This is a genomic window from Bacillus sp. RC242, from assembly GCF_044908245.1.
Taxonomy (GTDB): domain Bacteria; phylum Bacillota; class Bacilli; order Bacillales; family Bacillaceae_G; genus Bacillus_A; species Bacillus_A mycoides.
Map to the genome: position 1 here is coordinate 159,715 of NZ_JBIYCZ010000006.1, position 15,403 is coordinate 175,117.

Annotated in this window: 19 protein-coding genes; 13 read left to right on the top strand and 6 right to left on the bottom strand. The window is 36.1% G+C overall.

The window, feature by feature from the left end:
* The first annotated feature begins 21 nt into the window (after positions 1-21).
* The 4 genes from ABH957_RS13790 (at position 22) to ABH957_RS13805 (ending at position 2,636) form a co-directional block, all read left to right on the top strand.
* Positions 22-375 (top strand): hypothetical protein, encoded by a 354-nt coding sequence (locus ABH957_RS13790; RefSeq protein ID WP_078184084.1) that lies wholly within the window; start codon positions 22-24, stop codon positions 373-375.
* A gap of 410 nt (positions 376-785) precedes the next feature.
* Positions 786-1,229 (top strand): WapI family immunity protein, encoded by a 444-nt coding sequence (locus tag ABH957_RS13795; RefSeq protein ID WP_404511459.1) that lies wholly within the window; start codon positions 786-788, stop codon positions 1,227-1,229.
* Between the two features lie 139 nt (positions 1,230-1,368).
* On the top strand, positions 1,369-1,854 hold the full coding sequence (locus tag ABH957_RS13800) for a hypothetical protein (protein WP_113937666.1): 486 nt from the start codon (positions 1,369-1,371) through the stop codon (positions 1,852-1,854).
* Between the two features lie 86 nt (positions 1,855-1,940).
* On the top strand, positions 1,941-2,636 hold the full coding sequence (locus ABH957_RS13805; protein ID WP_404511461.1) for a hypothetical protein: 696 nt from the start codon (positions 1,941-1,943) through the stop codon (positions 2,634-2,636).
* A gap of 154 nt (positions 2,637-2,790) precedes the next feature.
* On the opposite strand, the gene prsA is transcribed toward ABH957_RS13805, so the two are convergent.
* Positions 2,791-3,648 (bottom strand): peptidylprolyl isomerase PrsA, encoded by an 858-nt coding sequence (gene prsA, locus ABH957_RS13810; RefSeq protein ID WP_002011303.1) that lies wholly within the window; start codon positions 3,646-3,648, stop codon positions 2,791-2,793.
* 129 nt (positions 3,649-3,777) lie between these two features.
* A complete protein-coding gene (locus ABH957_RS13815) occupies positions 3,778-3,909 on the bottom strand; it encodes a DUF3941 domain-containing protein (RefSeq protein WP_001120851.1) in 132 nt (43 codons plus the stop codon).
* Between the two features lie 100 nt (positions 3,910-4,009).
* Between ABH957_RS13815 and ABH957_RS13820 the strand changes: the two genes are divergently transcribed.
* Positions 4,010-4,867, top strand: coding sequence for a YitT family protein (locus ABH957_RS13820; RefSeq protein WP_002125914.1), 858 nt, complete (start codon positions 4,010-4,012; stop codon positions 4,865-4,867).
* A gap of 26 nt (positions 4,868-4,893) precedes the next feature.
* Here ABH957_RS13820 and ABH957_RS13825 read toward each other — a convergent pair whose 3' ends face one another.
* The 3 genes from ABH957_RS13825 to ABH957_RS13835 all read right to left on the bottom strand — a co-directional run bounded on the left by ABH957_RS13825 (position 4,894) and on the right by ABH957_RS13835 (position 6,147).
* Complete coding sequence (locus ABH957_RS13825; protein WP_002011309.1) at positions 4,894-5,091, bottom strand: DUF3813 domain-containing protein; 198 nt, start codon at positions 5,089-5,091, stop codon at positions 4,894-4,896.
* A complete protein-coding gene (locus ABH957_RS13830; protein WP_000516816.1) occupies positions 5,092-5,232 on the bottom strand; it encodes a hypothetical protein in 141 nt (46 codons plus the stop codon).
* A 105-nt stretch (positions 5,233-5,337) separates the two neighbouring features.
* Entirely contained in the window at positions 5,338-6,147 is an 810-nt protein-coding gene (locus tag ABH957_RS13835) for a Cof-type HAD-IIB family hydrolase (RefSeq protein ID WP_002030271.1), read from the bottom strand.
* A 491-nt stretch (positions 6,148-6,638) separates the two neighbouring features.
* Between ABH957_RS13835 and ABH957_RS13840 the strand changes: the two genes are divergently transcribed.
* Both ABH957_RS13840 and clpB read left to right on the top strand, forming a co-directional pair.
* Positions 6,639-6,818 (top strand): YjzC family protein, encoded by a 180-nt coding sequence (locus ABH957_RS13840; protein WP_002086997.1) that lies wholly within the window; start codon positions 6,639-6,641, stop codon positions 6,816-6,818.
* Positions 6,819-6,990: 172 nt separating this feature from the next.
* Positions 6,991-9,591 (top strand): ATP-dependent chaperone ClpB, encoded by a 2,601-nt coding sequence (gene clpB, locus ABH957_RS13845; protein ID WP_404511463.1) that lies wholly within the window; start codon positions 6,991-6,993, stop codon positions 9,589-9,591.
* A gap of 31 nt (positions 9,592-9,622) precedes the next feature.
* Here the strand turns inward: clpB and ABH957_RS13850 are convergent, their stop codons facing one another.
* Positions 9,623-9,805 (bottom strand): YjzD family protein, encoded by a 183-nt coding sequence (locus tag ABH957_RS13850; RefSeq protein ID WP_001211111.1) that lies wholly within the window; start codon positions 9,803-9,805, stop codon positions 9,623-9,625.
* Between the two features lie 156 nt (positions 9,806-9,961).
* On the opposite strand from ABH957_RS13850, the gene ABH957_RS13855 reads away from it, so the two are divergent.
* The 6 genes from ABH957_RS13855 (at position 9,962) to ABH957_RS13880 (ending at position 15,387) form a co-directional block, all read left to right on the top strand.
* The gene (locus tag ABH957_RS13855) at positions 9,962-10,696 is read left to right on the top strand and encodes a lipase family protein (RefSeq protein ID WP_404445910.1); all 735 of its coding nucleotides are present in this window, start codon (positions 9,962-9,964) and stop codon (positions 10,694-10,696) included.
* 29 nt (positions 10,697-10,725) lie between these two features.
* A complete protein-coding gene (locus tag ABH957_RS13860; RefSeq protein ID WP_404511465.1) occupies positions 10,726-11,598 on the top strand; it encodes an NAD-dependent epimerase/dehydratase family protein in 873 nt (290 codons plus the stop codon).
* Positions 11,599-11,662: 64 nt separating this feature from the next.
* Entirely contained in the window at positions 11,663-11,839 is a 177-nt protein-coding gene (locus tag ABH957_RS13865) for a ComZ family protein (RefSeq protein WP_002011319.1), read from the top strand.
* A gap of 439 nt (positions 11,840-12,278) precedes the next feature.
* A complete protein-coding gene (fabH, locus tag ABH957_RS13870; RefSeq protein WP_001100550.1) occupies positions 12,279-13,211 on the top strand; it encodes a beta-ketoacyl-ACP synthase III in 933 nt (310 codons plus the stop codon).
* A gap of 31 nt (positions 13,212-13,242) precedes the next feature.
* Complete coding sequence (gene fabF / locus ABH957_RS13875) at positions 13,243-14,481, top strand: beta-ketoacyl-ACP synthase II (protein ID WP_002030364.1); 1,239 nt, start codon at positions 13,243-13,245, stop codon at positions 14,479-14,481.
* A gap of 114 nt (positions 14,482-14,595) precedes the next feature.
* Positions 14,596-15,387 (top strand): DUF2268 domain-containing putative Zn-dependent protease, encoded by a 792-nt coding sequence (locus ABH957_RS13880; protein ID WP_404455912.1) that lies wholly within the window; start codon positions 14,596-14,598, stop codon positions 15,385-15,387.
* Positions 15,388-15,403 lie beyond the last annotated feature (16 nt).

Genomic DNA, 15,403 nt, shown 5'->3' on the forward strand with positions numbered 1-15,403 from the left:
TAAAGAAGGAGAACTGAAGAATTGATAGCGGTTTTGGAATTTATTGTGATTCTTGTTTTAAATATTTTAATAGCGTCTGTTATTCTTTTGCAAGATTACTATGCGGGTAGTATAAAACTATTTTATTATCAAAAAATCGCTGCTGCGGTTATAGTTATACGTTCATTTTTGAGTATATGGATTACCTATTCTATGATAGCTACACTATTGGGGACATTAAAAATCTTAGTAGTTCAATCAGTTATATTACTTTGCCTTTGGGGGCTTATGCAGTATGTAAAGAAGTGCGGGGGAAAGTGGTATATTACAATGATTGCACTTATTATTTATGGTCTTAGCTGTTATTTTCATATTATGTATGCTATGACAGTGTAGAAGAAGTTTGTAAAATGTAGGAAATATGGGTGTATATAATGTTGGTTTAATTGCAGTTGTATTAGCGATTATGTTAAAAAAGACAATATAAAGTGGTAACGGTGTTAGTAGTGAGTCTAATATATGCCATTTTAATAAGTTTTACTTCCTATATGTCGCTCTTGAGTTGCAAAATTAACATATTGATATTCATTTTTCTAGGAATTAGTTTGTTCTTAGCTGGTATTTTTGAAAAAGAAAAGTAAAGTCGATTCGGTGTATCTCAAAATCTAAACAAATAGTTTAATTTTGGGATGCACTTTTTTGATACAAAGTAATCCGCTATACGAAACAGATGGAGAAGGAAATGTGATTGCAAGTTACGAATATGAGGCTATTACTCTAAGGTATTGTTCGCAGAAGGATAAACAATGGAAGAAGGTCATATGGTGGAAAGAAGAAAAGAACTTGAGATGGTATTTTTAGGGGGCGAAAAACAGATAACCATTGCATCATTTGGATATTTGTATCCAAATGATGATGAGTTGTATTTACGTGATTTACAACTGAATTTCTTAGCTGTATCCTCAAATAATGTCCATTATGAGTATAAAGGGCCAATGTTTTTGACGAGTGAAATAATTGGATTTGGTAAAAAACTAGAAGCATTACTACGAAAAGAAATTAAGGAAGTTGTATTGAGTGCCGATGAAGAGGAAATGGAGCTTAAAGTGAAGCTCAAAAGAAATCGATTTTTCGTATACTTTACTTTTTCTAAAAATGATTTAAGGAGTGAAAAATGGGAGTATGAAGTATCATTTGAAGCGGATGTAAAAAGTATAGAAGAGGTATGTTATAACATCAAAAAGTTATAGGATTAACTATTCTATACTTTTTAGAAGGTAGGAAAGTTTTAGTATTAAAACTAAAAATGGTGAAAAATTAGGGGAGCCAATCAAATAATCGAAATGAACCTTCCTTCTTTAGGAAATATGAAGTAATGAGGCTGATAATATGCATATTTGGACGCTGACGAATTGGGAAGAATATTATAATTTAGAAGAGGAGAGTCACCGTACTGGATTACGATTGAAATTTGATACAGATGTTGATCCTGAAGTAAGAAGAGCCATTAAGGAATTTTGTAAATGGCTGCGCCAAGAATACTTTTTCCCAATTAGAGTACCTATTTATGTGAAAACTTCATATAAAATAAAGGCAATGGATGGAGAGCTAGTCTATGGTACTTTCTTTGGGCCGTTTGATCGAAATGTTGAGCCGTATATTCGTATTTCGACAGGGGATTATTATGATACGGTGCAGAAAAATGGAAAAGATAACGCTTTAGGGTGCTATCTGGTTACTATTGCGCATGAGCTAACGCATTATTTCCAATGGATTAATGATATAAAACTAACGAGAATTGGATATGAGAGGCAGGCTACTGCTTATTCAGGATATATTATTGATGAGTATAAAGAAACTAGAGAGCATCCGTAAAGTAGAAACTGTATAGCTAACCGGAAGTATGAGAATTCCACATTTGTAATGAATGTCTAGTAACCCTTTGAAAAGGAGATATGCATATGAAATTTTATAACGCTGGATACCTCATAATTTCCTACGATAGGGAACTTATCTATAAAGAATGCAATATTGAGGGACTATCACAAATGATTTTAACGATATGTAATGAGATTCGGCCTACATTTCCGGATTATTGGTTTTTCCCTTGGTGTAATTCAAATAAAAATGATCCTATTGCTCAGATGATAAATGGAAGGTTGAAGATTAGTAAAGAGGAACATGAAAGTGGGCAATCTTTTTTAGATACACTAATGGAAGAAGAAAAGTTCTCGTGGCCGAATGCTTTTAAAAATTTAGAAGATGCGAGATTCTTTAAGCGAAATTATTTAAAAGGGATAGAAAATTTAGAGATTATTAGTTTGCATCTTTCAGAAGAGTATCGGACGGATTTTTTAATAAATGAGCGAGAAGAAAATGATTTTAAAGTTTCTATATATGACTTTCTCGAAAGTTCATTACCTGTTGATGTTGAAAACGATGAAATATTAGGATTTGATATATGTGGCTTTAGTAACAATGATTTTTATTCTTTTATTCATAACAATTTACAAGAGGATTTTGGTAAGAAATTAAATGAATTATCACTTGTTGATAAGTATGAAGATGCAAAGCAGATTATCCATTTAATTGATGATGGAGAAATTGAGGCAGAAGAGGTATTGTGGTATCCGTGGTTAATTGTGAAATGCATATAATCTTTTAAAGAAAGAGGTATAAGCACCGGATTAAAATGGAGATAGAACTAGATCACATCAATTGGCATTATAAAAGCTTGAAGAAAAAGTTGAAAGTATTAATGAAAGAATAAAAAGCACGACCTTATTTGAAAAAATAAGATCGTGCTTTATTTTAGTTCTCTTTCCCAAAAAGATGAGAAAATGTATCTTTCAAGTCACTATCGTTTATTTTAATATCCGCCTTTTTTAATTCATCTTGTAATAATTTTTGACCGAAGGAAGGGTCGGCAAGACGTTCTTCTTCTAAGTCTTTACGTATAGAGTCTTTCACTTTATCGTAAGGTTGTAAATCTTTTTTATCAGTTAGTTTAATAATGTGATAGCCGTTTGGTGATTTTACGGGATTGCTAATTTGGCCGGGCTTTAATTTGTAGGCAGCTTTTTCAAATTCAGGTGTCATTTTGCCTGCCCCGAAGTATCCGAGGTCTCCGCCATTATCTTTTGATGCTAAATCTTGAGATTCTTGTTTTGCTAATTCTTCAAATGAAGTGCCGGTATCTAATTTCTTCTTTATCTCTTTCGCTTCATTTTCGTTACTTACTAAAATGTGACTAGCTTTAATTTCTGGTTTATAGTGGTCTTTCACATCTTTTTCTGTAACGCTTTGTTTAATCGCTTCATTCAATGCAAGTTTGAATTTAATTTGATTTTTGAAATCTTCTTCATCTTTTAAACGATTATTTTCTAGTGTTGCTTTGAATTGTTCTCCGTATTGATCTTTTGCTTTTTCTACTTCTTTATCTACTGCATCATCAGATACTTTATATTTTTTAGTAATAACATCTTGTGCTACCATTTCGTATAGCGTGTCTTTTCCGTATCGATCTTTCAATTGTTTTTCGAAATCGCTCTTCGTAATGGTTGAGTTTGTTGTTGTAGCGATTGTGGCCGAGTCATTTTTTTGTCCGCAAGCAGATAGCATTAATATACTTATTAGTGCAGTGATAATGAATGTACTTTTTCCTTTCATGCTAACACCTCATCCGAATATGTTATCGCTATTGTAGAATATAGAAGTGAACATGAAGTGAATTTTTAATGTTTTTTCCTGTGAAATGTAAAAAAAGTACATCAACATTAACGTTGATGTACGATGTAATCAAAGGTGATCGGTTTTCTTAGAATATGCACGTTTTCCTTGCTGAATATTTTTTTGCTCTTGTTCATTTTTTTGAGTGCGCTTTGCATTATTGTCGCGTGCTTTTTTGTCGTTATCGCTAGTATGTGGCATATGTATCAACTCCATTTCTAAACGTTGTATGTTTATCATTTCCTTTTTCGTAAAGACTATGTATAGCGGTGCATTCATGAATACTAAAGGTGGATTAGAAATGGATTTGAAGCTGAATTATACTGAACTTATTAAGAAGTTAGTCGTTGTAATTATTGCGGGTTTATTAAATGCGATTGGGATGAATTTATTTTTAACACCAGCGAAAGTGTATGCGAGTGGTTTTGCTGGATTGTCTCAATTATTGTCACAAATATTAGGTGACTTTTTATCTATTCATATATCTACGGGGGTATTGTTTAGTTTGTTTAATATTCCTGTCGTTATTTTAGCGTGGAAAAAGGTTGGGAAGGCCTTTACATTTTTTAGTTTTCTTTGTGTTGTATTTATGACTTTGTTTTTAGAAATTATCCCAGTTAGAGCGGTTTCGCACGATATTATATTGAATGCGATTTTTGGTGGTATTATTTCAGCGATTGGGGTAGGGGTTGCTTTAAAGTGGGGGGCTTCTACAGGTGGTCTAGATATTATTGCTATGATTTTATCGAAAATAAAAGATAAGCCTGTCGGCACGTATTTTTTCTTCTTTAATGCACTTATCATTATCGCTGCTGGCTACGTATATGGATGGGAAAAGGCATTATATACTTTAGTCACTTTGTATGTATCAACGAGAATTATTGATGCGATTCATACCCGTCATGTGAAGATTACGGCATTAATTGTTACAAAGAACGGGGCAGATGTGCGAAAAGCGATTCACTCTCGCTTAGTGAGAGGGATTACAACTATACCAGCAACAGGTGCTTATACAAATGAAAATAAAGAAATGTTAATGATTGTTATTACTCGTTATGAGTTGTACGAATTAGAGAGGGTTATTAAACAAGTGGACCCAGGTGCATTTACAAATATACTGCAAACGGTCGGTGTGTTTGGATTGTTTAGAAAAGATTAAAGAGGACCAAAGCTGGTCCTCCTTTTTTAATGCGAATTCGTAATGTTTTGCAATTGCTCCTGCATTTCACGTAGCTGAACTTTTTCAGCAGTTGAAGAGTTTGCATAAGCAGAGTGCAAAGAGTTTTTTGCTCTATAAACGAGTTCCTGTTGTTCAGCGCCACTTGAACAAGAAACGGCACTTGAAACAGCGTCTCTAGCTTGTTGGAATAGTAAGTTCCCCATTTAAACCCCTCCAAATGAAGAGTTACTTCTCGCTTTTTCTGCCTCAGCTAATGTACCTCTGTACGGGAATCTTGCATCATGCTTCATAACAGCATCGGCTCCTTGCTGGATAAAACGTTTTGATTTGTTCTTTTTACCCATTCGAAAAACCCCCTTTATTTAGCTGAAAACAATTGACGCGCTGACTTTTGCGTCTAATAATAGTATGAGCGTTTAGCGAGAAACTATAAGCAGGGAATTTTTAGATTACAATCCAAGAACCTCTTCTAAATATAGAGCGATACCATCTTCTTCATTCGTTAATGTCGTATGATTTGCAAGTGATTTTAATTCAGGAATTGCATTACCCATTGCGATTCCATGACCAGCAAATTCGATCATTTCAAAGTCGTTATCCTCATCACCAAAAGCGATAATTCGCTCTTTAGGAATGTTATAATGGCCTGAAATTTTTTGTAATCCGACAGCTTTATTTAATCCGCTTTTTACAATTTCAATAATTGGCCAAGGTGCACCCCATTTTCTATGGTCGATGACTTCAGCATGCATATCTGTTAAATGTTGGCGAATTGCAGCAGAATGCTCGTCATGTGCATCGATTAATAAGCAAGTTGGATGGTCGTTTAAAATATTTAATAAATCTCCTGTGAAAATCTTTGGAGAACCGAATTCAAAAATATGTTTTTTATCTTCATCAATTTCACGGACATACACATCATCGATGACTTCAGCATAGACATTTTTCACGCCGAAATCAAAGCAAGCTCGGACTATTTCTTGCGCTGTTGAAAGTTCAAGAGGAGAGTGATGTGTTCCCCAACTTGAATCAAGAGGGTGATGCACGTAAGCTCCATTAAAGTTTACGATTGGTGTGTTAAGGCTAAGTTCTTTATAATAATCGTAACTAGCGCGGAATGGACGCCCTGTTGAAATAACGACAATATGTCCTTGTTCTTTTGCTTTTGCAATTGTGTTTTTCGTTCTTGGAGAAATTATTTTGTTGTCTGTTAATAAAGTTCCGTCTAAGTCTAATGCGATTAAATGTTGTTTGTTCATAATTTCACCTCTTATAATAAATTTTTTGATTCTATCTGTATTTCCGTTTTTAATATGCAGAAATAAGAGGTTAGACTGGGTGAAACTACTGTAGATGAAAGTTTCACTATATATCCATCTTACGTCGCGAAGTGCTGTGGTGTCTACTATTTCTCGTTGGAAATTAGGAAAAGTCAATATATTTTTAGAAAGTTCAAACAATGTTGCTTTCATTATGTACAATTTGTGAAAAGGGTTACATTGTTTGAATGATCCGACTTATAATGAACATGTAATCTTCTCGTATATGTTTGACTCTCCTTTGAAACTGGCCTAAACTTTGGTTGGTTTCTTTTTTTTCAACAAATATGCCAATAATTCCTGCTTAAGGTTGTGTAATTATATATATGTACATGGGTAAACGGTAGTACTTGTTTCCTAAACATGACAGAAAAGCTTTCTTTTAAAATGGATATACTAATGAGGCAAGACGTCATGGAAGGAGAATGGAAATGGGACAAAATCGCAGGTTTCGTTCAGGGCAAAAAGCGCCAAATGATGGCATTTACGTAGAAATTGGTGAAACGGGAAGTATGGTGAAAAATCCGCAAATGGTACAATTAACTGCCGGTGAAAAGTTTCCAGAGAACGCAAATCATAACCGTCAGTGGACATATAAAAGAAAACCGTAACAGAAGCCGCAATCGTTATTGCGGCTTTTTTGATTAGGAAAATGAATGTTACTTTTTTCTTTTTCCAATAATAAGTTTGAACTACATAAGCAAAATTATTGTATAAAAAAGTCAGTTGGCGTATAATCAAATCAAAGGTCAAAGAAAGTCAAACATTTGGAGGGCTGTAAAGATGGACTTAAATCAAATGACAACGAAAACACAGGAAGCGATTATGAGTGCTCAATCTTTAGCGGTATCTCATCATCATCAAGAAGTAGATACTGTTCATCTATTGCTTACGTTATTAGAGCAGCAAGACGGATTAACAGTACGTATTTTTCAAAAAATGAATGTCGATATAGAAGCGTTAAAGCAAGGCGCCGAAAGTTTAATTAAGAAAAAGCCTTCTGTAACTGGAAGCGGGGCAGAGGCAGGGAAATTATATGTAACAGGTGCTTTGCAACAACTGCTTGTAAAAGCGGGAAAAGAAGCGGAGAAATTGCAAGATGACTACATTTCAATCGAACATGTATTACTTGCTTTTTCTGAAGAGAAAGGCGATATAAATCAATTATTTGCAAAATTTTATATTACGAAAGATAACTTATTACAGTCTTTAATGACAGTTCGGGGGAATCAAAGAGTGACTAGTCAAAATCCAGAAGCAACTTATGAAGCGTTAGAAAAATATGGCCGTGATTTAGTGGCTGAAGTAAGAGCGGGGAAAATTGATCCTGTAATTGGCAGAGATAGTGAAATTCGCCGCGTAATCCGCATTCTTTCACGCAAAACGAAAAATAACCCCGTTTTAATCGGAGAGCCAGGTGTTGGTAAAACAGCAATCGTTGAAGGATTAGCGCAGCGTATTGTGAAAAAAGATGTCCCAGAAGGATTAAAAGATAGAACAATTTTCGCTTTAGATATGAGTGCACTTGTGGCCGGAGCAAAATTCCGCGGTGAGTTTGAAGAACGTCTGCAAGCTGTATTAAATGAAATTAAAAAGAGTGAAGGCCGTATTTTATTATTCATTGATGAACTTCATACAATCGTCGGCGCTGGTAAAACAGAAGGAGCGATGGATGCGGGAAATATGTTAAAACCAATGCTAGCGCGTGGTGAACTGCATTGTATCGGGGCAACGACATTAGATGAATACCGTAAATATATTGAGAAAGATCCAGCGTTAGAAAGACGTTTCCAACAAGTGTTAGCAGAAGAGCCAACTGTTGAGGATACAATTTCCATTTTACGTGGTTTAAAAGAGCGTTTTGAAATTTATCACGGTGTAAATATTCATGACCGCGCGATTGTAGCGGCATCTGTTTTATCAGATCGATATATTTCAGATCGTTTCTTGCCCGATAAAGCAATTGATCTTGTTGATGAAGCTTGTGCAACAATTCGAACAGAAATTGATTCTATGCCAACAGAATTAGATGAAGTAACGCGTCGCATTATGCAGCTGGAAATTGAAGAAGCTGCTCTTGGGAAAGAAAAAGATTTAGGTAGTCAAGAGCGCCTAAAAACATTGCAACGTGAATTATCGGATTTAAAAGAAGTTGCAAGTAGTATGAGAGCGAAATGGGAGAAAGAAAAAGAAGACATTCACAAAGTGCGTGACTTACGTGAGCATTTAGAGCGCTTACGCCGTGAGTTAGAAGAAGCAGAAGGAAATTACGATTTAAATAAAGCAGCTGAGCTTCGCCACGGGAAAATTCCAGCTATCGAAAAAGAGTTAAAAGAAGCGGAAGAGATGGGTGCACATAATAAACAAGAAAATCGTTTATTACGCGAGGAAGTAAGCGAAGAAGAAATTGCAGACATTGTTTCAAGATGGACTGGTATTCCTGTCGCAAAACTCGTTGAAGGTGAACGTGAGAAATTATTACGTCTTGAACAAATTTTATCAGAGCGTGTTATCGGTCAAGAGGAAGCGGTAAGCCTTGTATCAGACGCAGTTCTTCGTGCGCGCGCTGGCATTAAAGATCCGAATCGTCCAATTGGTTCATTTATTTTCTTAGGCCCTACAGGTGTTGGTAAAACTGAGCTTGCAAAAACGTTAGCGCAAACATTATTTGACAGTGAAGAGCAAATGATTCGTATCGATATGTCTGAGTATATGGAGAAACACGCAGTGTCACGCTTAATTGGTGCGCCTCCTGGATATGTTGGATATGAAGAAGGTGGACAATTAACAGAAGCAGTAAGACGTAAACCGTATTCTATTATTTTGTTAGATGAAATCGAAAAAGCACATCCAGAAGTATTCAACATTTTATTACAAATGTTAGACGATGGCCGCATTACAGATTCACAAGGACGTACAGTAGACTTTAAAAATACGGTTATTATTATGACTTCAAATATTGGATCTGCTCATTTATTAGAAGGGCTAGAAGAAGATGGTTCTATTAAAGAAGAGTCAAGAGAACTTGTAATGGGACAATTAAGAGGACATTTCCGACCGGAATTCTTAAACCGTGTCGATGAAATTATTTTATTCAAACCTCTGACAAGGAATGAAATTAAAGGTATTGTTGATAAGATTGTACAAGAATTACAAGGGCGTTTAGCAGATCGCCACATATCATTAGAATTGACGGAATCTGCAAAAGAATTTGTTGTAGAAGCTGGATTCGATCCGATGTACGGAGCTCGTCCGTTAAAACGATACGTACAGCGTCAAGTTGAGACGAAATTAGCGAGAGAATTAATTGCAGGAACGATTACTGACAATAGTCACGTAGTGGTTGATGTAGAAAATAACGAATTAGTCGTTCATGTAAAGTAAAAAAAGAGTTCGGATAAAATCCGGACTCTTTTTAGTGTTGTTCTACTGGCTCGTTTGGAATCGCAGCTGCAATCGCTAATACTAATACCGCAAGAACAACTGAGAAAATAGACGCTTGGTTAAAATCGTATGTACCGCCAGTCATAGAGCCGATTACGTAGCTCATCATATGTACAAGCGCGAACGACCAAATTAATGCCCAAATGAAACGCATATTTTACACCTCTATTCGTTCAATCTGTCCTTATTGTAACACAATTGAAAAAAGAATATAGAAAAATATTTGTAGATTTTTCAACGCAAATTTGCATTCTGTTCATACATTATAAAAGAGTACTTTTATACGTTTAGAAAATAAGGCGGGAGAAAAATGAGTATTACGGAACGTTTTTTTTACTTAGAAAAAGAACCATGTGTAATTTATTTACCGGAAAAGCCAAATGGATTTTCTGTTATGCTCCTAGGAGATTATAACTATTTTATTGAGAATGGTACAAGTTTATGGACACAGCATGCAGGGAGAGCTTATTTTTTACAGGGCCTTATTGAAAAAGGCTATACGGTCTTTTCATCTAACTTATATGGAAGGCATTGGGGGAACGACCGAGCTGTTTGTCTTGCAAAACGTTTGTATGATGTCGTTCTAAGAAAAGAGACATTGAATGCGAAAATGCACATTATGGCAGATGGTATGGGAGCGCTTGTAGCGCTGGAGATGATGAACAAATACCCTGAATGTATACGTTCTGTCGTTATGTTAAATCCGTGTTTAGATTTACCAGAATATGTGGATTTTGAGAAAGAGCATAAGTTTTTTTACAAAAGATTAGTGAAGGAATTAAGTTTGGCGTATGATTCCAAAGAAGAAGAATTAGAATCAAAAATAAATAAGAAATCATTTGCGCTTCTGCCGTCTTGTGTACCTGTTAAAATTTTTGTCTCAACACAGGAAAAAAGAGGAAGAAAACAATTGTTACGTAAATACGAGAAAATGAGGCAATTCAATCAATGCGATACTTCTGTTTTATTCCATCTGCAAGATGTGAAATATAAAATGGTTAGACAAACGACTGATTTCTTTAAAAAATATGAAGAAGAATTGTGAAGCTCCCATATACATAAATGAGGAGCTATTTGTTTCAAGGGGAAAGGGCTGGTGGTATGAAACGCGTGCTGATTATAGGTGCACTTACGTTTGTAGGTTATCACCTTGTGAATAAAATGATTGCAGAAGAAGTAGAAGTATATGGTCTTGATTTTGATGAATTTGATAGTATGACAAAAATTAATGAAGAGAAATTATTGTTGATTGGGCGGAATGCGTTATTTACGTACTATTCTATAAGGGATGAAGACGGATGGCGATCGGTAGAGGAAGAGAGTTTCGATACAGTTTATTTTTGCTTGTATGAGCCGAATCAGCAAAGTGGATTTCGGAATGAAAGGGTCATATTACAATATTTAAAACGAATCGTAAGGATGTGTGAAAAAAATAAAGTAAAGTTAAATCTAATTTCTTCTATTGAAATAGGAAGCACTGAAGAATCCGAAAACAAACATCTATTTTCGAAAGTGGAAGAAGGGTTGAAAAAAGGCGAATTACAATATAGTGCATATCGAGTTCCTACATTATATGGGCCGTGGCAACCGTCGTTTATGATGTATCATCAGCTTATTTTATCAGAACTTGATGAAAAAGAGTGCCGTTGTATAAATGGAGAAAAAGGAAGGGATTTACTTTACGTTGAAGATGTATGTGAATATTTATGGGAAAATGGAATGAATGTAAAACACCTCGGTATATATAATTTACTTAGTGGAAAAGAAGAGTTATGGGAAAAAGGTATGAGTCTTTTACATGCAGATGATAAAGTAAATAACAAAAATGTGGAAGTAAGAGATGAAGCTGTAGAGGTCATTTCTATTCAAGAAAATACACCAGTAGAATTCGGTTTAAATAAACAATTGGCACATATGAAAAAATATAAAGAGTTATACGAAGGGTAGCACGCGTGTTACACTATTGTATGGATAATTGATTGAAAAGCTTTAATGGAGAGGAAGAGATTACATGAACGAAAAAAGTATGCAATTTTTACAAATCGCAATGAAGCATTTACCAGAAGCAAAGGCAATTTTAGATTCTAATGGAATTGCACTTGATATGGAGAAAGCACAGCCGGTGTTAGAGCTATTGATGAAAGTAATGGGCGAAGCATATGAGCTTGGGAAAGCGGATAAAGAATAAAACCAAACAAAACCCTTCTTTTTTGATGGGAGAGAGGCTCGAACCGTGGATAGAAGCGGTTGGGGCCTTTTTTTGTTTCGAGCGGAGTGAAACCAGAGAGATGATGAGGCTAAAGGGGAAGGTTATGAGGAGAAGGTCTTAGTTTTGAAGGGAAAGCAGATAAAGAATAAAACCAACCCCTTCTTTTTTGATGGGAGAGAGGCTCGAGCTGTGGATAGAAGCGGTAAGGGTTTTTTTGTTTCGAGCGGAGTAAGGTCAAAAGTATTGGGAAGTTTATCTTTTGAAAGGATAGGAATTTTTCTGTTTCTTTTAATGAAAAATAAAGTTCGTAATACGCTGTCTTATTTTTTTAGCTGAAATATATTCTAGACAAAAGTACATTTATGTTTTAAAATTAGTACCAAGTCATAATAATTGATATAAAACGGAGGGCTGCGATGTGAACGTGGGCATTTTAGGGATCGGAAGGTATGTGCCAGAAAAAGTAGTCACAAATCACGATTTAGAGAAAATCGTAGATACATCTGATGAATGGATTCGTACGAGAACGGGAATTGCAGAAAGACGCATTGCCGATGATACAATAGATACTTCATATATGGCGGTAGAGGCTTCTAAAAAAGCACTTGAAGATGCCGGGATTAGCGGAGAGGATATCGATCTTATTCTAGTGGCAACAGTAACGCCAGATCGCGCATTCCCAGCAGTAGCCTGTGTAATTCAAGAAGCAATTGGCGCAAAACACGCAGCCGCGATGGATTTAAGTGCAGCATGTGCTGGCTTTATGTACGGAATGATTACAGCGCAGCAATTTATTCAAACGGGAACTTATAAAAATGTATTAGTAGTTGGTAGTGACAAACTATCTAAAATTGTAGACTGGAACGATCGAAATACAGCAGTACTATTTGGGGACGGAGCAGGTGCTATCGTAATGGGAGCTGTTTCGGAAGGAAAAGGTGTACTTTCCTTTGAATTAGGAGCGGACGGAAGTGGCGGTAAGCATCTTTATCAAGACGAGTATGTTATGATGAACGGCAGAGAAGTCTTTAAATTTGCTGTTCGCCAACTTGGTGATTCCTGTCTTCGCGTGTTAGAAAAAGCGGGACTTACGAAAGAGGATGTGGACTTCTTAGTACCACATCAAGCGAATATTCGTATTATGGAATCTGCAAGAGAAAGATTAAATTTACCGAAAGAAAAAATGAGTATGACAATTGAAAAGTTCGGTAATACATCGGCTTCTTCAATTCCAATTGCAATGGTAGAGGAATTGCAAAATGGACGTATTCAAGATGGTGATTTAATTATACTAGTCGGTTTTGGCGGCGGGTTAACATGGGGAGCAGTAGCTCTTCGTTGGGGTAAATAAGGACTGAGAGAAAAAAAGGAGTGTATTTTGTATGGAAAAAAAGAGGGTCGTAATTACAGGGCTAGGAGCTGTTACACCGATCGGAACAGATGTTGAAACAGCTTGGGAAAACATTAAAAACGGTGTATCCGGAATCGGACGACTTACAAGAATAGATTCAGAACAAATTCCTGCAAAAGTAGCAGCAGAAATTAACGACTTTGAAGTCGAAAAATATATAGATAAAAAAGAAGCGCGCCGTATGGACCGCTTTACGCAATATGCAGTAGCAGCAGCGAAAATGGCAGTTGCGGATGCGAAGCTTGAAATTACAGAAGAAAATGCACCACGCATTGGTGTATGGGTTGGTTCTGGTATTGGTGGTATGGAAACATACGAAGAACAATTTAAGATTTTTACTGAAAAAGGTCCGCGCCGCGTGAGTCCATTCTTCGTACCAATGATGATTCCAGATATGGCAGCAGGTCAAGTGTCAATCGCTACAGGAGCGAAAGGAATTAATACTTGCTCTGTAACAGCTTGTGCATCTGGAGCAAACTCAATTGGTGATGCGTTTAAAGTAATCCAGCGCGGTGATGCTGATGCGATGATAACAGGCGGAGCAGAAGCGCCATTAACAAGTATGGCATTCGCTGGGTTTAGCTCAGCGAAAGCATTAACATTCAATGAAGATCCAGCAACGGCTTGCCGCCCATTCGATAAAAATCGTAGCGGTTTCGTAATGGGTGAAGGATCAGGAATTCTTATTCTTGAAGAATTAGAGCACGCATTAGCACGTGGTGCTCACATTTATGCGGAAATTGCTGGTTATGGTGCAACTGGTGATGCGTTCCATATTACAATGCCTGCTCCTGGCGGTGAAGGCGGAGTTCGTGCGATGCGTCAAGCTTTAGCTGATGCAGGTCTAGAGCCAAAAGATATTGATTACATTAATGCACATGGTACAAGTACAGATGCAAATGAAAAGTATGAAACGATGGCAATTAAAGAAACTTTCGGTGAGCATGCATATAAAGTAGCGATTAGCTCAACGAAATCAATGACAGGTCATTTATTAGGAGCAGCTGGTGCTGTTGAAGCGATCTTCTCTATTAAATCAATTACAGACGGAGTAATTCCTCCGACGATTAACTATGAAACACCAGATCCAGAATGTGATTTAGATTACGTACCAAATACAGCGAGACATCAAGAAGTGCGAGCTGTATTAAGTAATTCATTAGGATTCGGTGGTCATAACGCAGTATTAGTATTTAAAGCATATAAATAATATGTACAATAAGGTGTCTTTTCGTAAAGTATTCCGAAAAGACACCTTATTTATTTTTTATCACCTTTACGTTCCTTTCTTTTTTGCATATACATAAGAAAAGGAGGGATGAAGGTGGGGGTTGTTGAAACGGCAGAATGGTTACATCTGTATTATGGACGTCCAGAGAAGCTTTGTGAGAAATTTACAAAGTATATTCCATTGCCAAAAGAGAGGCTGTATCGCTTTTTAATCTCTAAAGGTATGTATCGACCAGTAATGCGGGGGGAGCAGGAAATTAAAGAGTTAGAGAAGAAAGAAATTTGGAAAGAACTTAGCATGGAGTATGAAAAATTGAAAGGTTGGCTAAAAGGTCCAGATGTCCCTATCTTTATTTTATTATCAGATTCATACAATCGAACTGTACAAGAGGAATATAACGGGAAGGCTGGCTTATCTATGCGTCACGTTATTTTCTTATTCGTATGTGGACGTAATTCAGTAGAGGAACTAAAAGCTTTATTAACGCATGAATACCATCATATATGTAGGTTACATCAAATTGAGACGAAAGAAACAGAGTATACATTACTTGATACGATGATTATGGAAGGGTTAGCTGAGCAAGCTGTGTATGAAAGGTATACAGAAAAAAGATGTGCACCGTGGACTACTTACATTTCAAAAGAAGATGCTATTTATTATTGGAGGAATTCAATACAAGAACGAATAGGCGTAAAGAGAGGTACGAGGGAGCATGATGTTTTATTAAATGGACTGCACTCGTATCCGAAAATGCTTGGCTATGCACTTGGATTTCATATTGTGAAAGATTGTGTAGCATTTGAAGGAGGAAATACACTTTCTTTATTATCTATAGATGCGAAAGAAATATTGAATAAAGCAAATACATTTCATGTTTCATGAAAAACAGGGGAGCTAT